Raw genomic sequence first — 23,556 nt, 5'->3', positions numbered from 1 at the left:
CGATCATGCGCGTTTCAAGCGTCGCGCTGGCGAGTTTCTTTTTAAGTGCCTGCGAGCAAAACACTTTCGTGCAGCCACCGCCGCCGAAAGTTGAGGTGGCGGTTCCTGTGCAGCGCGGCATCACGCGCTTTCTGGAAGCGACAGGCAATACAGCACCGATCAAGAATGTCGATCTCGTGGCGCGCGTTCAGGGCGTTCTGCAGTCGATCAACTATCAGGACGGCTCCTTCGTCAAGCAGGGCACCACGCTGTTCACGATCGAGCCTGAGACATACCAGTTGAAGCTGGAGCAGGCGCAGGCTGCGGAAGCCGGTGCGCAGGCGTCTGCAAAGCAGGCGGAAGCGGATTTCAAGCGCCAGTCGGACCTCGTATCCCGCCAGGTTGTTTCGCAGTCAACGCTCGAGCAGTCGACGGCGACACGAGAAAATTCACAAGCCAATCTGCAGCAGGCGCAAGTCAACACCAAGATCGCGGCCGTCAATTACGGCTATACGAATGTCATTGCGCCATTTGATGGCATCGTTAGCGCGCATCTGGTGTCGGTTGGCGAGCTGGTCGGTGTCGCGTCGCCGACCCAGCTTGCGACGATCGTGCAGCTCGATCCGATTTATGTGAATTTCAACGTTAACGAACAGGACGTGCTGCGCATCCGGGATGAAGCCCGGCGGCGCGGGCTGACGGTCAGCGATCTCAGGCAGTTGCCGATCGAGATAGGTTTGCAGACCGAGACCGGTTTTCCGCACAAGGGCCAGATCGACTACATCTCGCCGACGATCAACCAATCGACGGGTACGCTGCCGGTGCGAGGTGTGCTGCCAAATCCGGATCGCATCCTGTTGCCGGGTTTCTATGTTCGCGTTCGCGTGCCTATCGACAAGCAGGACAACGCGCTGCTGGTGCCGGATGTATCGCTCGGCAGCGATCAGGCCGGGCGTTACGTGCTGGTCGTGAATGGCGACAATGTCATCGAGCAGCGCAAGGTCGTGACCGGCCCGCTGGAAGGTGAGCTTCGCGTAATTGAAAGCGGCCTGAAGCCGGACGATCGCGTCGTCATTGCAGGCCTGCTGCGTGCCATTCCGGGGCAGAAGGCCGATCCGCAACTGAGAAAGATCGAAGCGCCGACCCCGACCAAATAGGACAGGCCATGATTTCGAAGTTCTTCATCGAGCGGCCGGTCCTGTCCAATGTCATCGCGTTGCTGATGATCCTGATCGGCGGCGTCTCGCTCTATGGCCTCGCAGTCGCACAATATCCGGACGTGGTGCCGCCGACCGTCCAGGTGACGACGCGCTATCCCGGCGCCAGCGCCAAGACCATCGTCGACACGGTGGCGCTGCCGATCGAGCAGCAGGTCAATGGCGTGGAGGACATGCTCTATATGCAGTCCTACAGCGCAGCGGATGGCACCTATTCACTCACGGTCACGTTCAAGATCGGCACCGATTTGAATTTTGCGCAGGTGCTGGTGCAGAACCGCGTATCGAGCGCGCTGTCGTCGCTGCCGACCGCCGTGCAGAATCAGGGCGTGACCGTTCAGAAGAAATCGACGGCGATCCTGTTGTTCGTGACACTGACGTCGCCGAAGGCGACCTATGACAGCCTGTTTCTGAGCAATTACGCCACGATCAACATCCGGGACGAGTTGTCGCGTCTGTCGGGGGTCGGCAATGTGACGGTGTTCGGCGCCGGCCAGTATTCGATGCGGATATGGCTGGATCCGAGCAAGCTGCAAGTGCGCGGGCTGATGCCGCAGGATATCATCCAGTCCATCCAGCAGCAGAGCCAGCAGGTTTCTGCGGGGCAAATCGGCATGCCGCCGACGCCCGCGGGACAGGCCTTCCAGTACACGCTGAACATCAACGGGCGGCTGGATGATCCCAGTGAATTCGAGGACATCATCGTCAAGACCGGCGACAATGGCGATGTCACGCGGGTCCGTGACGTCGGGCGCGTCGAATTGGGTGCGCAAACCTACAGCCAGATCTTTTCACTCAACCAGAAGCCGGCCGTCGGCATCGGCGTGTTCCAGTCGCCGGGCGCCAATGCGCTCGAGGTGGAGAAGGCTGTCGAGAAGAAGATGGCCGCGCTGGCCACGCAATTTCCCGACGACATCAAATACGACACGCCGTTCGACACCACGAAATTCGTCCAGGCATCGATCAACGAGGTCTACAAGACCCTTATCGAGGCTGGCCTTCTCGTGCTGGTGGTCATCCTGATCTTCCTGCAGGACTGGCGCGCGATGCTGGTACCGGCGACGACGGTGCCTGTGACGATCATCGGTGCCTTTGCGGCGATGGCGGCGCTCGGCTTCACGATCAATCTGTCGACCCTGTTCGCCATCGTGCTGGCGATCGGCATCGTGGTTGACGACGCCATCGTGGTTGTCGAAGGTGCCGCCTACAATATCGAGCAGGGCATGTCCGGCCACGACGCTGCGATCAGCGCGATGGACAAGCTGTTTGCTCCGATCATCGGCATTACGCTGGTGCTGATCTCGGTGTTCCTGCCGGCGGCATTCCTGCCCGGGCTGACCGGGCGCATGTATGCGCAATTCGCGTTGGTGATTGCCGCCACGGCGCTGCTCAGCGCCGTCAATGCGGCCACGCTGAAGCCGACGCAATGCGCATTGTGGCTGCGCCGCCCGGTACCGCCGGAGAAGCGCAATTTCTTCTATCGCGGGTTCAACAGGGTCTATGACCGGCTTGAGCGGGGCTATGCCGCCCTGATCGGCCGCATGGTCGCGCACAGCAATCTCTCGGTTGTTCTGGCATTGATCCTGATCAGCATCGGCGGTTACGGCCTGTCCCGGATTCCCACCGGCTTCATCCCGATCGAGGATCAAGGCTATCTGCTGGTCGCAGTGCAGTTGCCCGATGGCGCCGCGCTGGACCGGACGCAGCGTGTGCTCGATCGAGTCAGCGAATTGGCCGCCAAGACGCCAGCGGTGGAACAGGTGGTTACCATTGCCGGCATCTCCGCGCTCGACAGCAGCTCCAGCCTGGCCAATGCCGGTGTCGCCTATCTGATCCTGAAAGAATGGAGCGAGCGAGGGCCGGGGCAGGATCTTCGTTCGCTGTTCGTTGGATTGAACGAGAGCCTGTCGGTGATTCCAGAGGCGCGCATTCTGGTGATCCCGCCGCCGCCCATTCAGGGCATCGGCAACGCGGCGGGCTTCGCCATGCAGATCGAACTGCGCGATGGCAATGCCGATTACAGCAAGCTGCAGGCGATCACCGGGGCGATTGTAGCTAATGCAGAGACGCAGAGCGCTTTACAGCGCGTCAGTTCGCCGTTCCGCTCGATGGTGCCGCAATTCGATATCGAGATCGATCGTATCAAGACCCAGACCCTGCACGTGACGACGGATCAGGTGTTCTCGACCCTGTCGTCCTATCTGGGCTCGTCCTTCGTCAACCAGTTCAACAAGTTTGGCCGTACTTTTCAGGTTTACACTCAGGCAGATGCCAAATTCCGGCTGACTGCCCGGGACATCGAGAACCTGATGGTCCGCAACCAGCAGGGCAACATGATCCCGCTTGGCACCGTGGCGAAGATTACGCCCGCCGTGGGACCGTCGTTGATCAGTCTCTATAATCTTTATCCGACGGCGGTGGTGATCGGCCTGCCGGCACAGGGCTACAGTTCCGGGCAGTCCATGGCGTTGATGGAGCAGATTGCGGCGAAGACTTTGCCTCCGGGAACGGGCTTTGAATGGACAGCAATGTCGTATCAGGAAAAGATCGTCGGCAATCAGCTCTATTATGTGTTCGGCCTTGCGTTGCTGCTCGTCTATCTGGTGCTCGCCGGGCAGTATGAAAGCTGGTATGCGCCGATTTCGGTGATCCTGGCCGTGCCGCTGTCACTGCTGGGGCCGATGGCGGTACTCACCGCGCTGCGGATCGAGAACAATCTCTACACCCAGATCGGCATTATCCTTTTGATCGCGCTGTCGGCGAAGAACGCGATTCTGATCGTCGAGGTAGCGATCGAACTGCATGTGCATGATCGCAAGCCACTGCTGGAGTCGGCGGTCGCAGCCGCACGTGCGCGATTTAGGCCGATCCTCATGACGTCCTTCGCCTTCATTCTCGGCGTGCTGCCGCTGGTGCTCGCGACCGGCGCCGGCGCCAACGCCCGCAAGTCGATCGGCATCACCGTGTTCTCGGGCATGCTCGCCTCGACCTGCCTTGCCGTCCTGTTCGTTCCGATCTTTTTTGTCGTCGTCCAAAGGTGGGAGAACTGGCGCGCCAGCCGCAAGACAACGAAAACTGCCAATTCAACTGTCGGTGCCGGCGGCGCCAACTCGTAGCCGGTCGTGACGTCCGTTTCAGATGCGTCGTGTGGACTATTCTTACCTTCGCAACACCGCAATCATGCGGCTCGCAAAAGCCAGCCGCTCCGCCATGACCGATACGAAATATGTCAGCAGCTTCTGGCTCAATGCCGGATGGTTTTGCTTGATGTCCTCGAAGGCATCGGCGCGCAGCAGATACAGCACGCTTGCGATCTCCGCCTGGATGGTGGCGCTACGGGGGGCATAGGCGACGAGGCCCATTTCGCCCACTGTCGTGTAACGCCCGAGGCTGCGCACCCGCGTCAGCCTGCCATCGCCTGCCGGCACCATGATGCCGAGTCGGCCGTCGAGAATGAAGTGCATGGAATCGGCAGCGTCGCCGGCCTGAACGACGATTTCGCCGGCGCCGACCTCGACGCGCTGGCAGCGTCGCATCAGTTCTTCGGAATCGTCGGCGGTGCGCAGGATCTTGGTGAACCAGTCGCGCAAGTTGGCTTCTTCTTCGGCGAGTCCGCGGTGCCTCACGATCACCTCGTTTTCGCACCACTCCAGCGCGTGATCGAGTTCGCCCATGACCTTGACGGCGTCATCGATGAACAGGCTGGCGCGCAAATTGCGATTGGCTGAGGGATGAAGATTGGCGAGCACCAGCGCGGTGCCGTGGCCTTCGGCGATGCGCTTGATCTGGGCGAAGCTGTGGGCGGCCGACGAGTCGATGCCCGTCACCAGTTTGAAGTCGAACACCAGATAGCGGCACTCGGGATGCCGGCGCAGCAGCGCCTTGACGTGCAGGTACAGCCGGTTGGCCGAGCCGAAGAACAGATAGCTCTGCAGATTGAGGCCCTGGATTTCGCGACCATGCGCCGCCAGCGTGCGCTGATCCTCAAGCGACCGATCGAGCGAACTGCGATATTCCGAGCCATCGAAACCGTATTTGATCGAGGACACCCGCGACACGCTGAGCGCGAAGGTGGCGCAGCCGATCACGATGCCGATCAGCACGCCGGCCACGAAACCCCATGTGAGAATAATGACGATGATTGCCAGCAGTGACAGGTAGTCGAGCAGCGAGAGCCGCTTGCGGGAGTCGACGATCCAGCGATGAAGTTGCTCCAGGCCGAGATACAGCAGCAGGCCACCGAGCACGAAGCGCGGCATATAGGCCAGCAAGGCAGGGTCGACCACAAGCATCAGCGCGGCTGCCGCGGCGACGGTGAGGCCCGAAAGCCGCCCTGTGGCACCGCTGTTGCGATTCAGGAGCGAACGGCTGATCGAGATGCAGCCGGCATAGCCTCCGAGTACACCGGCCAGGATATTGGCCGCCCCGGTCGCATTGAGCTCGCGTTCGATATCGGCTTCCCGATGTGCGGCGACTTCGAGGCCCGTCGTATTGAACAGCGTGCTCACGGCCGTCACGAAGATCACAGCGATGAAATTGCCGATGAGGCCGGGCAGCGCCTGCCACGGGTAACCGCCGCTGAAGAATGCCCAGGGCAAGGTTAGACTGGCCTTGGGCGGCGATGCGAAGGTCCAGCCCATAGCTTGGGCCTCGATCACGGACACGCCTGCGATCCGGAAGACGAGATGCGCCGCTATGACGCTCCCGAGGAGAATCATCGGCAGGCCTAGTGGGTTACGGGACCGATGCCAGGTCGCATAGATGGTCAGTGCCACGGCTGCCGCGGCCAGCAACTCGTAGAGCGTCATCGGATTGGCGAGTTTTGTCAGGTTCGCCCATTGCAGCTTGTAGCCGGTGATCACCTGAATCGCGCCGGCGACGATCAGGCAGGCGGTGGCGCCCAAAAATCCGCCGATCACCGGATAGGGCACATAGCGGATCGCGCGTCCCATGCGAGTAACGCCGAAGCCGCATAGCACGATGCCGGTGATGATCGTGGCCGAGGACAGGGTGATAAGTACCGGGCCGAGCAAGGCAGACGGCGCATCGGCCGTAACGATGTGTTCGACCAGGGCCGCCGCCAGGATGGCGGTGACGGCTGCGGTGGAGCTCTCGGGTCCGGCGACCGCGAAGGGAAACGAACTGCCGAGCGCGATGACGGCGGCGATGACGCTTGCAGAGATGAAGGTCGCGGAGATGCCGTAGGGCAGCAGCGAGGCCAGCGGCCCGGTGAAGATCAGCACGGAATAGGACAGGCCGAAGCTGATGGTGAGGACGCTGGCGATCAGGCCGCCGAACACGTCGTTGCGCCAGGCGCGCAACACGTCCGGGCTGACAAGGGTGTCAGTCATGGGCGGCTACTTTCGCAATAACGGCGATGAGGTGGGCGGGCCGGAAGTATGTCACGCGCGAACCTGTAGGAGCGCTGCGCGACAGGCGCAACCGCCGCCGTCTCTGGTAGACGACGGTGAGATGCACGGACAAGACTATTTTTATGACAGTCCGCGGGAAAGACAGTCAATTTGTTAGTTGATGACCAGCTCCGTGCCGGTCAAGCGACGATAGGCCTCCAAATAGCGCTTGCTGGTGGCGTCGATCACCTCAGGGGGCAGCGGCGGCGGCGGGGCTTCGCCGTTCCAGCGGCCGGCGCGGCGCTCGATGTCGAGATAGTCGCGCAGCGGTTGCTTGTCGAAGCTCGGTTGCGGCTGGCCCGGCTTATAGACGTCGGCGGCCCAGAAGCGGGAGCTGTCGGGGGTCATCACCTCGTCGATCAGGATGATGCGGCCATTGCCTTCCCTGCCGAATTCGAACTTGGTGTCGCCGATAATGATGCCGGCCTCGCGGGCGATCTCCTCGCCCTGGGTGTAGACAGCGCGGGTCATGCTCTCGAGGGTGAAGGCATCTTCCTCGCCGATGATCTCGCGCATCCGGGCGATAGTGATGTTTTCGTCATGGCCGGTCTCGGCCTTGGTCGCCGGGCTGAACACCGGCTCGGCGAATTTCTGGCTTTCGAGCAGTCCAGCGTTGAGCTTCTCGCCGGCCAGTGTGCCTGACGCGGCATATTCCTTCCAGGCCGAGCCCGAAATGTAACCGCGGATCACGCATTCGATCGGAAACACGGTGGTGCGTCGGCACAGCATGGCGCGACCGGCCAAGGCGGCGCGGTGATCTGCGAGAGCCGGCACCTGCCTGATGATCTCGTCGGCATCGGCCGAGATCATGTGATGCGGGACCACGCCGCCAAGCTGGTTGAACCACCAGGCGCTGATCTGGGTCAGCACCGCGCCCTTCATCGGGATGGTCTCGTTCATGACTACGTCGAAGGCGCTGATGCGGTCGGTGGTCAGCAGCAGCACCCGGTCGTCGCCGACGGAATAGATATCGCGCACCTTGCCGCGACCGATCTTGGGGAGGGGCAGATCGCTGGTGGCCATCGTGGTCATGTTAGGGTCTTTCGAAAGCAGAGTCGTCCGGCGTCTGGCCGGCGGCGGCGTGATGAAGGAGTGAGCCTATTCCGGCAGCGGGATGAATTCGTGTTCGTTGGGCACATGGGCGAAGCGGCCGGTCTTCCAGTCCTCTTTCGCCTGCTCGATGCGCTCCTTGCTGGAGGATACGAAATTCCACCACAGATGCCTCGGCCCTTCCAGCGCATCGCCGCCGAGGAACATCATGCGGGTATTGCGCGTCGCCTTGATGGTGATGGCATCGCCGGGCCGGAAGATCAGCAGTTGCGGCCCCTCATGGCGGTCGCCGGCGATCTCGACCTCGCCATCGACCACATAGACCGCGCGCTCCTCATGGTCGGGATCGAGAGGCACGGTGGTGCCGGCCTCGACGGCCACTTCGGCATAAAACCATGGCGACACCATCGACACCGGCGAAGCTTTGCCAAACGCCTTGCCGGCGATCACGCGCGCGGTGAAGCCGGTATCGGTGATGGTTGGCAGGCTGTCGGCGGCATAATGCTGGAACGAGGGCGCGATTTCCTCGGAACCCTTGGGCAATGCGATCCAGCTTTGCAGGCCGAGCATCTTCTGGCCGTCGCGGCGTTGCACGTCCGGGGTGCGCTCGGAATGGGCGATGCCCTTTCCGGCGGTCATCAGGTTCATGGCGCCCGGCTGGATCTCGCGGACATTGCCCTCGCTGTCGCGATGCATGATGGCGCCGTCGAACAGATAGGTGACGGTGGCTAGGCCGATATGCGGATGCGGCCGCACGTCCATGCCCCTGCCGGAGATGAACTGCATCGGGCCGAAATGGTCGAAGAAAATGAACGGGCCGACCATCTGCCGCTTGCCGTGGGGCAGGGCGCGGCGGACGAGGAAGCCGTCGCCGAGATCGCGGGTGCGTGGCACGATCACCAGCTCCAGCGCGTCGCAAGTCTGCGCGTCGCCGAGGATCGGATCTTCTGATGGTTGCCAGCTCATGAGGGCTCCGTGGGGTTGGGGCCATCATAGCAGCATTTGGCGGGGCGGGTAAAAGGGGCTCAGCCCGGATGGATCGCTCCGTCCGGGCTGAGGAATGGCTGTACTTACAGCGGCTTGATCTGGACCTTGCGGAATTTCACCACGCCGGAGCCGTATTGCAGGGCGATCGGGCCGGCGGCGTGCTTGGTGTCCTCGACATCGACGGTCTTTTCGCCGTTCAGGATCACCGTGAGCTTCGGACCCTTCGCCGTGATCTCATAGGTGTTCCACTTGTCCGCCGCCTTGGGCATCGGATTGACCTTAGCCACATCGACGATGGCGCCGGTGCCATAGGACGGGTCGGGCCGCTTGTCGAAGATGTTGACCTCGTAGCAGGTCTTGCCGTCGATCACCTTCGGGTTATCGCAGCGGATGAAGATGCCGCTATTGGCTTCGGCATCGGTCCAGAACTCGGCCTTGATCTGGAAATCCTTGTAGGGCGTCTTGCTGACGAGATAAGCGAGATCCTTGCCGGAGAGCAGTTTGTCGGCGGCGAGTGCGCCGTCCTTCATTGCCCAGTTGGCATCGCCAACCTTGTCCCAGTCACCCATCTTGGTGTTGTCGACCAGCGTGACCCAGCCGTCAGACTGGCTGATGGCAGGCTGGATTGTCGTAAGAGCCGCAACGCCAATGACGAATCCGGCCGCAATCGCTGTAACGCGCAACATAAAGGTCTCCTCCCGTTTGCTTTTTATTGGCGTGACGTTAGCCGCGGGAGAATGGGGTTGTAAATCTACTTCACATTGTGCGGTGCGCTAACGCTTGATGTCCTGCGCTTCGCTGCAGGGCTGCGGGTTGATCGTCCGTCCAGCAGCACTTGTTGCATCGCCTGGACGTTCGGCGAGGCCGCGCCCTTGCGCCAGATCAGTACGGTCTCGGCGTGATTCTCGCCGCGCGGCAGGCGATGCACGGTGAGTCGCTTGCCCTCCGGAAAGGTTGACAGCGCGCTTTCCGGCAGCAGCGCGATGCCCATACCCGCGACGACGCAGCCGAGCATGGCGTGATAGGAGCCGAGTTCGATGGTGCGCTCGGGCATCTCGCCGCGCTTTGCATACCAGTCTTCCAGCCGCTTGCGATGCGGGCAGCCGTTCTCGAACACCAGTACCGAGCGCGGCGCGCTGTCCTTGCGGCCGATCGGCGGATGGCGTGGCGACGACACGATCACCGGCTCCTCGTCGAACGCATGCATGCGGTCGAACGGCGCCGCGGCGATCGGCTCCGCCACAAAGGCGGCATCGAGATCGCCGGCGAGGATGCCCTTCGCGAGCGTCTCCGGATTGCCGATGCGCATTTCGAGCTGCACGTCGGGATAGCGGCGGTGAAATTCGTTGAGCGGTGCGGGCAGCCGCACCGCCGCGGTGCTCTCCATGGCGCCAAGGCGAAAGACGCCGCGCGGCCGCGGGTCCTGAACCGCGTCGCGGGCTTCGTCCGCCAACGCCAGCAGCCGGTCGGCATAGCCGAGTAGCGTTTGACCCGCAGGCGTCAGATGCAGACGCTTGCCTTCGCGCACGAACAGCGCCGTGCCGAGATCGTCTTCGAGCTGACGCACCCGCGTCGTCACGTTGGACTGCACGCGGTGCAACCGTTCCGCGGCGCGCGTCACACCGCCTTCGCGCACCACGGCGCGAAAGATGCGCAGTTCGGACAGATCCATGCATCTCCCCATGAGATCGAAATGATCTTGATTATTCATTTTATGGGATGAAAAGCGCCGGGTAAACCCGTCATGGCTGACATCAGCTATGAGCGGAAAAGGGTGCGGACATGATCGACAGCGAATGCGAGCCGCACGCGCATGACACGCGCTACCTGACGCCGCTGCAATGGACCGCGCTGAAGCGATCCATCATCCGGGGCATCCATGTCGAGCGCGGCCGGATGTTGCGTTCGGTCGCGATGGCGACCGTCGCAGCCCTGCGCCATGGCTGGCGCTGCCTGCGCGAGCGGCAACAGGCGCGAGACCAACTACGCTCCATGAGCGACTACGAATTGCGCGATATTGGCGTGACCCGCGCCGCCATTGATGCCGTGACCCGCCACAGCAATGACGATGCGACGCAGGACGCGCCACAACGATCATATCAAAACTGGAGAGCCATGATGTCGAAAGCCTACTGGATTGTCCGCGTCTCGGTGCTCGACGAGAGCCGTTATCCGGAATATCTCGCCGCGGCCAAGCCGGCGTTCGACAAGTTCGGCGCACGGTTCATCGTGCGCGGCGGCGCCTTCGAAACCATGGAAGGCGATGCCCGGGATCGCAATGTGGTGGTGGAATTCGCCGACCGCGCGACAGCAACGGCTTGCTATCGCAGCCCGGAATACGAAACCGCCAAGTTCATCCGGCAAAAATGCGCCGAGGCCGATTTTATCATCATCGACGGCGCCTGATGCCCGTTACCGTCCCAGCGCGGTCGCCGTTGCCACGCGGTCGAAAGTCTCGAGCGAGAGAATCGCGTCAGCGAATTTCTCGGCGCGATTGTTCAGCACGGGGCGCGCGAGCTGCAGAAACTTCTGCTGCATGGCGTTCGCATCCGGGAACGACGTCGGTTCGCCCGACGGATCGGCATAGATGCGCTCATGCACGCCGTCCTCGGTGGTGATGCTGACGCGGGCGCCGAACGGATGGCGCTTGCCTTCGAGGCGTTCGTCCTGAACCACGTCGAAACGGTCGGCCAGCGTGTTGATTGCGCTGTCGCCGAGACGCTTATAGTCGTCCCAGCCGAAGCTGCCCTGTTCGAGCGCGAGCGCGCCGGTGAAGAACATCGAGAACTGGCCGCTGACGATGGAGGTCGGGTGACGCTTGGTGGCGGCGTCGCCGGTCAGCGTGATGCCGTTGCGATGCAGGCCGATCTCGACACGCGTGACCTGCTCGGGCGTCAGATTGTGTTCGCGCCGCATCGCGACCAATGCGTCGATGGCGGCATGCGTATAGCGGCAGCTCGGATACGGCTTCACGCCGATCTTCATGGTCTCATAGACAGAGCCGAGATCGGCCACGGCCTTCTCGGGATGCGCGTTGTCGCTATAGCCGACCAGCAGGCCATGCTTGCCTTCGACGGATTCGGTCGCGCCGATGAAGTCGTTGCGCGCCAAAGTCGCGGCGATCACGCCGTTCATAGCGGCGGCGCCGACCTGGTAGCGCTTGTTCCAGGCGCCGTTGACGAGGAATTGCAGCGAGCCCGCCGCCTGGCTGCCCGACACGCCGAAGGCCGAGATCAGCTGATCCTTTGAGAGCCCGAACAGTTTGCCGGCTGCAGCCGCAGCGCCATAGGTGCCGGCGGTCGCGGTGGGATGGAAGCCCTTGGCATAGTGCGAGGTCGGATCGAGCGCATTGCCGAGCCGGCAGCAGACCTCATAGCCGGCGACGATCGCGGTCAACACCTGCTTGCCCGATGCGCCTACCATTTCACCAACGGCGAAGGCGGCGGGTACCACGGGGGCGCTGGGGTGCAGCGAGGAATCGGCATGGGTGTCGTCGAAATCGAGCGAATGGCCGAGCGCGCCATTAAGCAGGGCTGCCACGGCCGGCGTCCATGTCTTGCTGTCGCCGAAGACGGTGGATTCGCCCGTGCCGTCCAGCGACAGGGCTTCCAGCATCTTGAGCAAGGAGGGGGTGGATTCGGCCTCGCTGCGGGCACGGATGGTGCTGCCGAGATAATCGAGGGTGAGAACCTTGGCGCGTTCCAGCACGTCCTGCGGAATGTCGTCGAATTTCAGGTCTGCGACATAGGCGGCAAGCGTTGCAGTCTCGTTAGCCATTGTGTTTCCTCACTCTTGTTGAAATAGCCTTAGGCGGACCAAATCGGCGTTTCAAGCGGGCAGGACGACGCGTGGACCAGCCATGCTGAAACCGGTTCGTCAAAATCCGTTTCAGGGGTCAATTCTGACATGTCCGCATCGAAGCGAATTCTCGGCTTCCTGAAACGGGTGGTTGCCTTCTTCGGGGAGCGCAAGGTCGAACTCGGCCTCGGCGTCCGGGTGACCGCAGCGGCGCTTGTCGCGCTGATCGTGGCCCTGACCGTCGGGCTCAAACTGCCGCTCTGGGCCGTGCTGACCGCGATCATCGTCACCCAGATGAGCGTCGGGCGGTCGCTGAAGGCAACGCGCGATTATCTGGTCGGGACCATCGGCGGCGCCATTTACGGCGGCGCGGTCGCGATTCTGATCCCGCATTCCAATGAAGGTGCGCTGCTCGCGGTGCTTGTGCTCTCCGTGGCGCCACTGGCCTTCATCGCGGCGATCAATCCTAGCCTCAATGTCGCGACCGTGACGGCCATCATCGTGCTGCTGCTGCCGATGATGAACCACAACACGCCGCTGGAATCCGCCATCGATCGTGTGCTCGAAGTCACGGTCGGTGCCGTCACAGGTCTTCTGGTGTCGTTCCTGGTGCTGCCGTCGCGGGCGCATAGTCAGGTCCGGGCCAGTTCGGCGGAAGCGCTCGATCTGATCGCGACGGCGCTCACCGAACTGCTGGCGTCATTGACGCGCGGGCGAGACAACGAGGCACTGCACCGGCTGCAGGATGGGATCGGCAACGCGCTCACCAATCTGAATGCGATCGGCGCCGAAGCAGAGCGTGAGCGTGCCGCGCATCTCTCCCGTGGTCCCGACACTGGCCCGTTGCTGCGCACGACGCTGCGGCTGCGGCACGATCTGGTCATGATCGGGCGGTCCACGGTGGTGCCGTTGCCATCCGCACTGCAGGTCAGGCTGGCCGGTCCGCTGGCGCGGGTCAGCGATGCGATGACGAGTTTCCTGCATTCGACGGCCGTGGCATTGCGCAGCGGCACCGGCGCGCCGGCGATCTGGCCGGTACAGACGGCGTTGCAGGCTTATGCGGGAGAGATCGGTGCGCTGCGTCAGGAAGGACTAACGCGCGGATTACCCGGCGATGTAGCCGAGCGCTTCTTCGCGATCGGCTTTTCGCTGGAACAGATGCGGCAGAATTTGAAGGATCTCGAACGTTGCGTCGCCGAATGGGCCGAGACGAACCCGGATCCGGTGAGCAAGGAGCCTACTGACGCGACTTGAGCAATGCCAAGGCGTGGAGCTGCAGCTTTTCCGGGTCGCGCTCGCCGCGCGATGCTTCATCGAGAATACTGTTCGAGAGCAACTGCACGGCATCCGATGAAATCCGCAGCGGCAATTCATCGAGGCAGAGATCCAGCGCCGCGGACATCGCAGCGACCGTCTCCGGGCCGAACGACTGGTTTCGCTGATCGTCAGCCTGAGGTGCCAGATCGGGAGATGCGATGTTACGAATGCGGGCCGAAAGCCGCGCCGCCTCGGCGAGTACGCGAAGGTAGATCAATCCGGCCTCGCTGAGCGCCTCTTCATCGGTCTGTCCGGATCGCGCCACGGCGACAATCCGCGCGGCAAGGCGGCGGCGGTTCTCTGGCGTGTCGGCGGACTCGCCTTCATGCGTCACAAAGGGCTGCCAAGCGGCGTCAAACGCGTGCGCCAGCGTGACTTTCAGCTCGTCGTTCTGCGGATCAATCTCGGTAAATGGCATATGGGCTAACGAGCTGCGATGACCCAGGTTCCCCACGGCGGCCACGGCAAATTCAGCGCGCGACCTGCCGCAACATGGAACGGACCACCATCCGGTGAAACGGCTTGATGACCGTCAGGTAGATGCGTCCGAGCCAGTTATGCATCAGCACGACAGTCGTTGCCGTAACGCGCTGGCCGGTGCCGTCCGCTGCGACATCGACCACGACGCGAAAATCGAGATGATTGTCATTGAATCCCGCGACCAGACGCTGCGGCGTCTCGCTGAGTACAGGGAAAAAGCCGACCTTGTCGATATTGGCGTGACGGGCAGAGTGCGCCGTCTTCAGCCCGAAGGGCGCAACGATCAGATCCCGCAGCCGCATCAGGGCATCCACCCAGGGCGGAGAGTGGCTGAGCATGCGGGTGGCGGCGTCGCGAGCGGTCAGGTCCGTCGTCTCGGTCGTGATACTGAAGGCGTCGGCGAATTGTGCGCCGGTCAGCAGGCTCTTGGTGTCGATTGTCGGGTGAACCATGGATATGGTCATCAGGACCTCCGTAGACGTCAAGAAGCGGCGCAGCACGCCGCCAGTTACGCCGCTTTGCAGCATAACATGTCTTTGCATCCGGCGCCGGATACTCCCTAAGATCACGGAAAAATTAGGCAAAGATCTGCTTAGACAAGACCTGGTCAGGGAGGATTTGAAATGGCTTGGCTCAGGCTTGCTCCGCTCTGTCTGGTGCTGATCGCGCCGCTGTGCGCGTCCGCGCAGGACTATCCCACCCGTCCCATCACGCTCGTTGTGCCATTCGCCGCCGGCGGCAGTTCCGACGTCAATGCGCGGCTGATTGCCGAACAGATGAGCCGGCATCTCGGTCAGCCCATCGTGATCGAAAATATAGGCGGTGCGGGTGGGGCCGTGGCGCTAGCCCGCGTCGCGCAGGCTCCACCCGACGGCTACACTATCGTGCAGGGCAATAGCGGCACCAATACTGCGGTCTACCTGTTCACGCCCGATGTGAAATTCGCGCCGTCGGATTTTGCAGGCATCGGCATGTTCAACAAGAGTTCGGCCATGGTTGCCATCCGGCGCAATTTTCCGGCCGACAATCTCGCGCAATTCATCGCGCATGCGAAACAGAATCCCGGCCGTCTCAATATCGGCCACTCCGGTGTGGGCTCGCAGAACTATCTGTTCTGCAAGGCTTTCGTTCAGGCCGCGGGCATCGACGTCACGCTGGTCGGCTACCGCGGTGGCGGTCCGGCCCTGAATGATCTGATAGGCGGACAGATCGACGGCATCTGCGATTCTTCGGCATCGGTGACGCCGGCCATCCAGAGCGGTCTCATTCGCGCGATTGCGCTCGCATCCAGAACGCGCCTGCCGCATCTGCCAGACGTCCCGACCGCCAGCGAGGCCGGGTTGCCACAATTTGAAATATCCGGCTGGTATGCGCTGTTTGCGCCGAAGGGTACGCCTGCGCCGATCATCGGGAAGCTCAATGCCGCGATGCGCGCTGCCGTTGCGAATCCCGATTATCAGAAACGGCTCGACGATCTCGGCTCCGTGCCCGCCGGCGATGCGGAAATGGCGCCGGCCTATCTCGCGGCCTTCGTGCCGCAGGAGATCGAACGTTTTCGAAAGATGCTGGGCGACAGCAAGTGATCTAAGGCCGGATCACCTATGCAACGGTATAGTATGGCCGTCATCGCTTTCGTGTTATAAGAATTTCAGTGCGGCTGTTGGTGGGGGAATAACTTGGCTTACGATCGTTCGACCGTTGAAGCGGTGATCCAGCATTATTTCGACGGCCTCTACGAGGCTGATGCCGACAAGCTTGGCGCAATTTTTCATCCGACCGCGGACCTGCGCTGGGTCGAGAATGGCGAGCTGAAAGTGCTGACCATGCCGGACTGGATGGCCATGGTTCGTACGCGGACCTCGGGCAAGGTCGATGGCAAGACCCGCGATGACCTCATTGTCACCATTGATCGCTCCGACGACAAAACGGCCTTCATCAAGGTGCGCTGCCAGCTGCCGCCGCGTTATTTCACCGATTACCTGATCGCGATGAAGCTGGCCGATGGCTGGCAGATCGTCTCGAAATCCTATCGCTACGACGTGAAGGACTAACAGGCGCAGGCATCCTGCCTGCACTTGTAGAAGACGTGTGCCAAGTTCGGTTGCGCGACATTGGCTATAAATATCAGAAATTGCGATTGATCCCGGTCGGAATCCGTTCGCGGGATTGACCTAAGTCAATCGCGGCGGCGGCGCAGTGAGCTAGTCGTGATGGTGTGAGGATGCTCTGTGCCGATCGGGCGCCGCGAGTCCTGCCTGACGAACCGCCGCGAGACGAGCAGGGGATGACCGGATGATCGCGCAATTGACCAAATCAGAACGGCAGCTTGCGCTGATCATCCTGCTGGCCTTCACGATTTGCGGTCTCGCGATGGCGATCGCCGGCCGCCAGGACCCGCTCGGCGTCCATGGCGCGATCGTCATGCTGGCCGGGATCGCCGGCATCTTCGGTGTCATCTATGTCTATTACGAGCCGGAGCCCGACGAGGGCCGGCTGGCGCTATATTACGACGACCCCACCAAAGTGGCGATCATCCTGGCGATGATCTGGGCCGTCATCGGCATGTTCATCGGCGACTGGGTCGCGTGGCAGCTGGTGTTTCCCAATCTGACGTTCGATGCCGGCTGGTCGAGCTTCGGCCGCATCCGTCCCGCGCATACCAGCGCGGTGATCTTCGGCTTCGGCGGCAATGGGCTGATCGGCACTTCGCTTTATGTGCTCCAGCGCACCTCGCGTGCACGATTGCCGGATCAGATCAGCCCGTGGTTCGTGTTGCTCGGTTACAATCTGTTCTGCCTGCTCGCCGCCACCGGCTACTTCATGGGCGTCACCCAGTCGAAGGAATATGCCGAGCCGGAATGGTATGCCGACCTTCTGCTGGAAATCGTCTGGATCGTCTATTTCGTCATCTATATGCGGACGCTGGCGCGGCGGAAGGAGCCGCATATCTACGTCGCCAACTGGTACTACATGGCCTTCATCCTGGTGGTGGCGATCCTGCACACCGTCAATAATCTGGCAATGCCGGTCTCGTTCGGTCACGCCAAGAGCTATTCGGCCTTTTCCGGTGTGCAGGATGCGATGACCCAATGGTGGTACGGCCACAACGCCGTCGCCTTCTTCCTCACCTCCGGCTTCCTCGGCATGATGTATTACTATCTGCCGGTGCGCGCGGGCCGGCCGATCTATTCCTACCGGATGTCGATCATCTCGTTCTGGGGCATCACCTTCATGTATATGTGGGTGGGCTCCCATCACCTGCATTACACGGCACTGCCGCAATGGGTGCAGACGCTCGGCATGACTTTCTCGCTGATGCTGCTGATTCCGTCCTGGGGCTCCGCCGGCAATGCCCTGCTCACGCTGAACGGCGCTTGGCACAAGGTGCGCGACGATGCGACGCTGCGTTTCATGATGGTGGCCGCGGTGTTCTACGGTCTCACCACGTTCGAGGGATCGTTCATGGCGATTCGCTCGGTGAATTCGCTATCGCATTACACCGACTGGACCGTCGGTCATGTCCATGCCGGTGCGCTCGGCTGGGTGGCCATGATCACCTTCGGCTCGATCTATGCGTCGGTGCCGTGGCTGTGGAAGCGCGAGCGGATGTATTCGCCGGCGCTCGTCGAATGGCACTTCTGGCTCGCTGTCGCCGGCCTCTTCACATACGTCTTCGCGATGTGGAATTCAGGTATCATCCAGGGCTTGATGTGGCGCACCTATAACAGTAGCGGCACGCTCTCTTATTCCTTCATCGAGACAGTGATCGCGATGAAGCCTTATTACGTTGCGCGGGCGGTCGGCGGGTTCTTCTTCTTCGCTGGCGCCGTGATCGGTCTCTACAACATCGTCATGACCATCCGCACTGCTGGTCAGCCGGCCGATGAACGCGCCGCCGATCGTCCGGTGGCACAGCCCACTGGCGTGCCTGCGCTGCAGCCGGGAGAATAACGATGGGTTTGTTCGGCCTGCACTACAAGCTCGAGCGCAAGACGATGAGTCTTGCCATCGGCATCATCATTGCCGCCAGCATCGGCGGGCTCATCGAGATCGTGCCGCTGTTCACGATCCATCAGACGGTGGAAGACTCACCGGATATGCGCGTCTATACGCCGCTCGAAATCGCCGGCCGCAACATCTACATCCGTGAAGGCTGCTACGCCTGTCATTCGCAGATGATCCGCACATTGCGCGATGAGGTCGAGCGTTACGGGCCATATTCGCTCGCGGTCGAATCCAAATACGATCATCCGATGCTGTGGGGCTCGAAGCGCACCGGGCCGGATATCGCGCGCCTCGGCGGTAAGTATTCCGACGAGTGGCATGTCAAGCATCTGACCAATCCGCGCGACGTGGTGCCGGAATCCGTGATGCCGCCTTATGCCTATCTCACGCGCGCCAAGGCGCGGATCGACGATCTCGGCCTGCATCTGGCCGCGCTGCGCAAGGTCGGCGTGCCTTATACGGATGAGATGATCGCCAACGCATCCAACGATGCCTATGGCCAGACAACGCCGGATACGCCTTTCGCCGAAGGCGTCACCAAGCGCTATGGCGAGGCGACCAATGTGCGTGCCTTTGACGGTCAGCCCGGCGAGCCGACGGAGATGGATGCGCTGGTCGCTTACTTGCAGATATTGGGCAAGCTGACCGATGCGGCTCATAAGGCCAAAACGGCTGCGGCGGGAGAGTGACGATGGAGCATGAGACCACCGTCTGGTTCGCGAAATCCTTCGGACTGTTCTACCTGATCGCTATGTCGATCGGCGTGGTGGTCTATGCCTACTGGCCCAAGAACAAGACGTCGTTCGACTCTGCAGCGCAGTCGATCCTCGACCCCTCTGTTGAGGACAAGCCGTATGAGGCGAAGCGATGGCAGTAGAGGAACGCGATCCCGTCTCCGGTTATCTCACCACCGGCCACGAGTGGAACGGTATCAAGGAGTTGAACACGCCAGTGCCGCGTACGGTGGTCTTCTTGCTCTGGGCGACCTTTCTCTATTCGGTCGTGTACTGGATCCTGATGCCGGCCTGGCCGCTGGGCGTGACCTATACCAAGGGTCTGCTGGGGATCGACCAGCGCAACACCGTGGCCGAGCAGATCAAGGACGCGGCCTCAGACCGCACCAAGTGGAGCAAGCTGATCGATACCGAAAGCTTCGAAGCTATCCAGGCCGATCCGAAGTTGATGAAGATCGTGCGGCAGACCGGCGCGACTTTGTTCGGCGACAATTGTGCGGCCTGTCATGGCCGCACCGCCGAGGGTGGCAACGGCTTTCCAACGCTGGTGTCGCAAGCCTTCCTGTGGGGCGGCACGCCCGATGCGATCGCCGAGACGATCCGCGTTGGCATCAATTCGCCGCACAAGGATTCGCGGACGTCGCAGATGCCGGCCTTCGGCCGGGACGGGATGCTGAAGCGCGAGCAGATCGACGATGTCGTCGACTATGTTCGCAGCCTGTCGAACCCTGCCGTCGCCAAGGCTATCGCGCCCGCGAAGCTCGCCAGCGGCAAAGCGGTGTTCACCGACAATTGCGTCGCCTGCCACGGCGAGAACGCGACCGGCAATATCGAACTCGGTGCGCCGAACCTGCGCGACAATTTCTGGATCTATAGCGGCGGCGCCCAGTCGGTCTTCACGACTGTCTGGGGTGGCCGGCAAGGTCACATGCCGAGCTGGGATTCGCGGCTGTCGGCGCTCGATCGCAAGATTCTCGCGCTCTATCTCGTCAACCTCAGGGCTGCCGGGCCATGAGTGCAGCAGCGATGAAGCACGTCAACGCGAAGTTCTGGATCTGGATGGCGGTTGCTGCCGGTCTGCTACTGGTGCTGATGGCCAATGCGCACATGGTCTATGTGGCGCTCTGGTCGCAGCCCGACTGTATCGATCACGTCAAGCGCGGCACCAGTGTCGCGGAAGCCGGAAAATTCAGTGCGGCGTCCTCGTCATGCACGCCGCGTCATTGAGATTGCGAGGTCGAAGATGAATCTTCCAGCCGTTGCCCCTCCGCTACCACCCTCGGTGTCGTGGAATCGCCATGTCGCGCCATCCGTCGCCTTTGACTGGCTCAAAGCCGGCTGGCGCGATCTGACAATTATCCCGTCGGTGAGCCTCAGCTATGGCATGCTGGTTTTCGCGGTCTCGGTCGTCCTGGTCGGCGGGTTGTTCGCTTTCGGCTGGGACTACATCCTGTTTCCGGCCTTTGCCGGCTTCATGGTGGTCGGGCCGGTACTCGCCATCGGGCTCTATGAGAAGAGTCGCCGGATCGCCGCCCATGAGCGTGTCTCGCTGTTGCAGATGATTCTCGTCCGGCCGAAGTCGGGCGGGCAGCTGCTGTTCGCGGGCCTCTTGTTGTGCTCGCTGATGCTGGTCTGGATCCGCGCCGCGGTGATCATCTACGCGTTGTTTTTCGGCATGAACCCATTTCCCGGCCTCGATGGCGTTGCGGCCATGCTGTTCACCACACCCGTCGGCTGGGCGATGCTGATCGCCGGCACCGCGGTCGGCGGCATCTTTGCGGCATTCTCCTTTGCGATCAGCGTGTTCGCCATTCCCATGCTGCTCAACGAGCGCGTCGATGCGCTCACCGCCATGGGTACCAGCATGGGGATGGTCTGGGCCAATCTGCCGGTCATGCTGACCTGGGCGGGAATCGCCCTGGCTTTGTTCTTGATCAATGTCATGACCGGCCTGCTCGGTATGATCGTCGTGTTTCCCGTGCTCGGTCACGGGACATGGCACGCCTATGTGGCGATGAAGCCGGGTGTCGAGGTGACTGGCTAAAGCATGATCCGGAAAAGTGGGAACCGGTTTTCCGAAAGGATCATGCGCAAAGTGAGAAACGAGGTCTCCGATGAGTTGCTGTGGCTCAGGAGCAGAATTGGCAATGCTGGCGGCGCCGGATCCGCGCGAAGTCCTGCTGGTCAGCCGGACCATTGCCGGCGGTTTGAGGCAGACCGATCTCTCGGTACCGGACGTTCACTGCGGCGCCTGTATTCGCACGGTTGAGAAGGCGCTCGATGCACTCGATGGCGTGACCTGGGCCCGGGTCAATCTTTCCACGAAGCGCGTCACCATCAAATGGCGCGCCGATGCCTCGCCTCCGCCCTTCATCGAAACGTTGCGCAATGTCGGCTATGAAGCGCATCTGTTCGAGGTCGATGGCGATGCCAGGGACACGACGCTGTCGGAACTGATCCGTGCGCTGGCGGTGTCGGGCTTTGCGGCGAGCAATATCATGTTGCTATCGGTCTCGGTGTGGTCCGGTGCCGAGCCCGCGACACGCGATCTGTTCCACGGCATCTCTGCGTTGATCGCGTTGCCGACGCTGATCTATTCCGGCCGGGTATTCTTTCGCTCGGCCTGGCAGGCGCTGCGTCACGGTCGCACTAATATGGATGTGCCAATCTCGCTCGGCGTCTTGCTGGCCTTCGGCATGAGCCTGTACGAGACTGCGATCCATGGTCCGCATGCCTATTTTGATGCGGCGGTGACGCTGCTGTTCTTCCTGCTGATCGGCCGCACGCTCGATCACATGATGCGCGAGCGCGCACGTGTCGCAGTCAAGGGGCTCGCGCGTCTGGCGGCGCGCGGCGCGCTGGTTCTGCAGAGTGATGGTGCGCAGACCTATCTGCCGGTCAGCGAAATCACGCCGGATATGACCATCATGCTCGCCGCCGGCGAGCGCGTGCCGGTCGATTCGCAGGTCACCAAAGGTTTGTCCGAACTCGACGTCTCGTTGGTCACCGGCGAGAGCGTGCCGCAGCCGGCACTGCCGGGGTCGGTCCTGCGCGCAGGCACGCTGAATCTCACGGGGCCTCTGATCATCACGGCGACAGCCTCCGCCAACGAGTCGTTCCTGGCCGAGATGCTGCGGATGATGGAAGCCGCAGAGCAGGGCCGTTCGGTCTATCGCCGCATCGCCGATCGTGCAGCCGGGCTCTATGCGCCGGTTGTGCATCTCACGGCGGCGATCACGCTGGTCAGCTGGCTCATCGTGTCCGGCGACGTGCATCGCGCCATCACCATTGCCGTCGCGGTGCTGATCATCACCTGTCCTTGTGCGCTCGGCTTAGCTGTGCCGATGGTGCAGGTGGTTGCTGCGCGACGACTGTTTGAGAGCGGCATCATGATCAAGGATGGCGGGGCGCTTGAGCGTCTCGCCGAGATCGATACGGTGGTGTTCGACAAGACGGGCACACTGACGCTCGGCAATGCCCGCGTCGTCAATTCGGACAACGTCGATCCTGCGACCTTGGCACTGGCCGGCGCGATTGCCGCGCATTCACGTCATCCCTATTCGCGCGCGCTCGCTGCGGCCGTTCCGAGGTTGCAGGCCCCGATTGTGCTCGATGATGTCTCCGAACATCCGGGCTGCGGCATGGAAGCGCGTCTCGGCGGCAGCGTGCTGCGCCTCGGGCGGCCGGAATGGGCTCTCACCGATACCAGCCGCATGGATCTCGATGGCTCCTCCGTCGTGCTGTCGCGCGATGGACAATGCGTGGCGGATTTCCGCTTCGAGGATCGGTTGCGTGCGGGCGCGGTTGAAACGGTCGGCGACTTGAAGCGCGACGGACTGGCTGTCGAGGTTGTCTCGGGCGATCGCGAGATGCCGGTGCGCACGCTCGCGAGCGGCATGGGCGTGCCATATTTCGCCGGCGTGCTGCCGGGCGGCAAGGCGGCGCATGTGGCAGAGCTGGCATCCGCCGGCAAGAAGGTGCTAATGGTTGGCGACGGCCTCAATGACACGCCGGCGCTGATGGCCGCGCATGCGTCGATGGCGCCGGCGTCAGCTGCTGATGTCGGGCGCAACGCCGCAGATCTCGTCTTCCTGCGCGAGGATCTGTCGGCCGTGTCGCAGGCAATCGCGGTCTCGCGCGAGGCAGGGCATCTCGTGCGGCAGAATCTCGCACTGGCAGTCGGCTACAATCTCATTGCGGTGCCGATCGCGATCATGGGCCATGTCACGCCGCTGGTTGCAGCGATCGCGATGTCCGGTTCGTCCATCGTGGTTGTCGCCAATGCGCTGCGGCTGCGTGGCCGTGGCAAGTCCGACAAGTCTCAGGGCGCAGGCGCATCAACGCCGCGAATGTCAGTCAGATTGGAGCCGGCGGAATGACGGACTATTTTTATCTGATCCCGATCGCCATCGGGCTTGGCCTGTGCGGCCTCGCGGCGTTCCTGTGGTCGCTGCAATCAGGTCAGTATGACGATCTGCAGGGCGCCGCCGAACGCATTCTGCATCAGGACGATGTGCCGCTGTCGCATTAGAATTCAATAGCGACGGTCGCGGGCCTCCCCCTCACGTCATTGCCGGG

At 62.1% G+C, this 23,556-nt stretch carries 22 protein-coding genes and 1 pseudogene; 15 read left to right on the top strand and 8 right to left on the bottom strand.

Going from position 1 to position 23,556, the window contains the following annotated elements; translation table 11 throughout:
- Positions 1–5 precede the first annotated feature (5 nt).
- Entirely contained in the window at positions 6–1,136 is a 1,131-nt protein-coding gene (locus A4A58_RS04140; protein WP_068730448.1) for an efflux RND transporter periplasmic adaptor subunit, read from the top strand.
- Positions 1,137–1,144: 8 nt separating this feature from the next.
- On the top strand, positions 1,145–4,312 hold the full coding sequence (locus tag A4A58_RS04135; RefSeq protein WP_068730007.1) for an efflux RND transporter permease subunit: 3,168 nt from the start codon (positions 1,145–1,147) through the stop codon (positions 4,310–4,312).
- Between the two features lie 42 nt (positions 4,313–4,354).
- Here the strand turns inward: A4A58_RS04135 and A4A58_RS04130 are convergent, their stop codons facing one another.
- The 5 genes from A4A58_RS04130 to A4A58_RS04110 form a co-directional block, all read right to left on the bottom strand.
- Positions 4,355–6,547, bottom strand: coding sequence for an SLC26A/SulP transporter family protein (locus A4A58_RS04130; RefSeq protein WP_068730005.1), 2,193 nt, complete (start codon positions 6,545–6,547; stop codon positions 4,355–4,357).
- A gap of 174 nt (positions 6,548–6,721) precedes the next feature.
- Entirely contained in the window at positions 6,722–7,639 is a 918-nt protein-coding gene (locus A4A58_RS04125) for a phosphoribosylaminoimidazolesuccinocarboxamide synthase (RefSeq protein ID WP_068730003.1), read from the bottom strand.
- Positions 7,640–7,705: 66 nt separating this feature from the next.
- Entirely contained in the window at positions 7,706–8,623 is a 918-nt protein-coding gene (locus tag A4A58_RS04120) for a pirin family protein (protein WP_068730001.1), read from the bottom strand.
- Between the two features lie 104 nt (positions 8,624–8,727).
- Positions 8,728–9,330: a 3-keto-disaccharide hydrolase gene (locus A4A58_RS04115; protein WP_068729999.1), complete on the bottom strand. Its 603-nt coding sequence runs from the start codon at positions 9,328–9,330 to the stop codon at positions 8,728–8,730.
- 65 nt (positions 9,331–9,395) lie between these two features.
- Positions 9,396–10,316 carry a LysR family transcriptional regulator gene (locus tag A4A58_RS04110; RefSeq protein WP_068729997.1) on the bottom strand — a complete coding sequence of 307 codons (921 nt, stop codon included), beginning with the start codon at positions 10,314–10,316 and terminating at the stop codon, positions 9,396–9,398.
- 110 nt (positions 10,317–10,426) lie between these two features.
- Here A4A58_RS04110 and A4A58_RS31740 point away from each other — a divergent pair.
- Positions 10,427–10,672 (top strand): annotated as a pseudogene (locus A4A58_RS31740) (DUF1127 domain-containing protein); the annotation flags it as partial.
- A 90-nt stretch (positions 10,673–10,762) separates the two neighbouring features.
- Positions 10,763–11,050: a DUF1330 domain-containing protein gene (locus tag A4A58_RS31395; protein ID WP_068730447.1), complete on the top strand. Its 288-nt coding sequence runs from the start codon at positions 10,763–10,765 to the stop codon at positions 11,048–11,050.
- A 6-nt stretch (positions 11,051–11,056) separates the two neighbouring features.
- On the opposite strand, the gene A4A58_RS04100 is transcribed toward A4A58_RS31395, so the two are convergent.
- Positions 11,057–12,421: an MmgE/PrpD family protein gene (locus tag A4A58_RS04100; RefSeq protein ID WP_068729995.1), complete on the bottom strand. Its 1,365-nt coding sequence runs from the start codon at positions 12,419–12,421 to the stop codon at positions 11,057–11,059.
- Between the two features lie 129 nt (positions 12,422–12,550).
- Here A4A58_RS04100 and A4A58_RS04095 point away from each other — a divergent pair, with 129 nt between their 5' ends.
- Positions 12,551–13,696 carry an FUSC family protein gene (locus A4A58_RS04095; protein ID WP_068729993.1) on the top strand — a complete coding sequence of 382 codons (1,146 nt, stop codon included), beginning with the start codon at positions 12,551–12,553 and terminating at the stop codon, positions 13,694–13,696.
- Here A4A58_RS04095 and A4A58_RS04090 read toward each other — a convergent pair.
- Together A4A58_RS04090 and A4A58_RS04085 are read right to left on the bottom strand one after the other, a co-directional pair.
- On the bottom strand, positions 13,680–14,177 hold the full coding sequence (locus tag A4A58_RS04090) for a hypothetical protein (RefSeq protein ID WP_068729991.1): 498 nt from the start codon (positions 14,175–14,177) through the stop codon (positions 13,680–13,682). The genes A4A58_RS04095 and A4A58_RS04090 overlap by 17 nt on opposite strands.
- A gap of 52 nt (positions 14,178–14,229) precedes the next feature.
- The gene (locus A4A58_RS04085; RefSeq protein WP_068730446.1) at positions 14,230–14,703 is read right to left on the bottom strand and encodes a DUF2867 domain-containing protein; all 474 of its coding nucleotides are present in this window, start codon (positions 14,701–14,703) and stop codon (positions 14,230–14,232) included.
- A gap of 159 nt (positions 14,704–14,862) precedes the next feature.
- On the opposite strand from A4A58_RS04085, the gene A4A58_RS04080 reads away from it, so the two are divergent.
- From A4A58_RS04080 to ccoS, 10 genes are all read left to right on the top strand, one after another.
- On the top strand, positions 14,863–15,822 hold the full coding sequence (locus A4A58_RS04080; RefSeq protein WP_068729989.1) for a tripartite tricarboxylate transporter substrate-binding protein: 960 nt from the start codon (positions 14,863–14,865) through the stop codon (positions 15,820–15,822).
- Positions 15,823–15,915: 93 nt separating this feature from the next.
- On the top strand, positions 15,916–16,290 hold the full coding sequence (locus tag A4A58_RS04075; RefSeq protein ID WP_068729987.1) for a nuclear transport factor 2 family protein: 375 nt from the start codon (positions 15,916–15,918) through the stop codon (positions 16,288–16,290).
- 241 nt (positions 16,291–16,531) lie between these two features.
- Positions 16,532–18,190, top strand: a complete 1,659-nt coding sequence (gene ccoN / locus A4A58_RS04070; RefSeq protein ID WP_068729985.1) for a cytochrome-c oxidase, cbb3-type subunit I — start codon at positions 16,532–16,534, stop codon at positions 18,188–18,190.
- A gap of 2 nt (positions 18,191–18,192) precedes the next feature.
- Positions 18,193–18,933 carry a cytochrome-c oxidase, cbb3-type subunit II gene (gene ccoO, locus A4A58_RS04065; RefSeq protein WP_192855880.1) on the top strand — a complete coding sequence of 247 codons (741 nt, stop codon included), beginning with the start codon at positions 18,193–18,195 and terminating at the stop codon, positions 18,931–18,933.
- Between the two features lie 2 nt (positions 18,934–18,935).
- Entirely contained in the window at positions 18,936–19,121 is a 186-nt protein-coding gene (locus A4A58_RS04060; protein WP_349509566.1) for a cbb3-type cytochrome oxidase subunit 3, read from the top strand.
- Positions 19,112–19,993 carry a cytochrome-c oxidase, cbb3-type subunit III gene (gene ccoP / locus A4A58_RS04055; protein ID WP_068729981.1) on the top strand — a complete coding sequence of 294 codons (882 nt, stop codon included), beginning with the start codon at positions 19,112–19,114 and terminating at the stop codon, positions 19,991–19,993. Before A4A58_RS04060 ends, ccoP begins: the two co-directional genes overlap by 10 nt.
- Positions 19,990–20,205: a hypothetical protein gene (locus A4A58_RS04050; RefSeq protein ID WP_068729979.1), complete on the top strand. Its 216-nt coding sequence runs from the start codon at positions 19,990–19,992 to the stop codon at positions 20,203–20,205. The genes ccoP and A4A58_RS04050 overlap by 4 nt, the downstream gene beginning before the upstream one ends.
- Before the next feature lie 16 nt (positions 20,206–20,221).
- Complete coding sequence (locus A4A58_RS04045; RefSeq protein ID WP_068729977.1) at positions 20,222–21,022, top strand: DUF2189 domain-containing protein; 801 nt, start codon at positions 20,222–20,224, stop codon at positions 21,020–21,022.
- Between the two features lie 70 nt (positions 21,023–21,092).
- Positions 21,093–23,357 (top strand): cation-translocating P-type ATPase, encoded by a 2,265-nt coding sequence (locus A4A58_RS04040; protein ID WP_068729975.1) that lies wholly within the window; start codon positions 21,093–21,095, stop codon positions 23,355–23,357.
- The gene (ccoS, locus tag A4A58_RS29530) at positions 23,354–23,509 is read left to right on the top strand and encodes a cbb3-type cytochrome oxidase assembly protein CcoS (RefSeq protein ID WP_081421690.1); all 156 of its coding nucleotides are present in this window, start codon (positions 23,354–23,356) and stop codon (positions 23,507–23,509) included. Before A4A58_RS04040 ends, ccoS begins: the two co-directional genes overlap by 4 nt.
- Positions 23,510–23,556: the final 47 nt, after the last annotated feature.

Source organism: Tardiphaga robiniae, assembly GCF_001618955.1.
Taxonomy (GTDB): Bacteria; Pseudomonadota; Alphaproteobacteria; order Rhizobiales; family Xanthobacteraceae; genus Tardiphaga; species Tardiphaga robiniae_A.
Note: the sequence above shows the minus strand (reverse complement) of the source record. Positions and strands in the feature narration are given on the sequence as shown.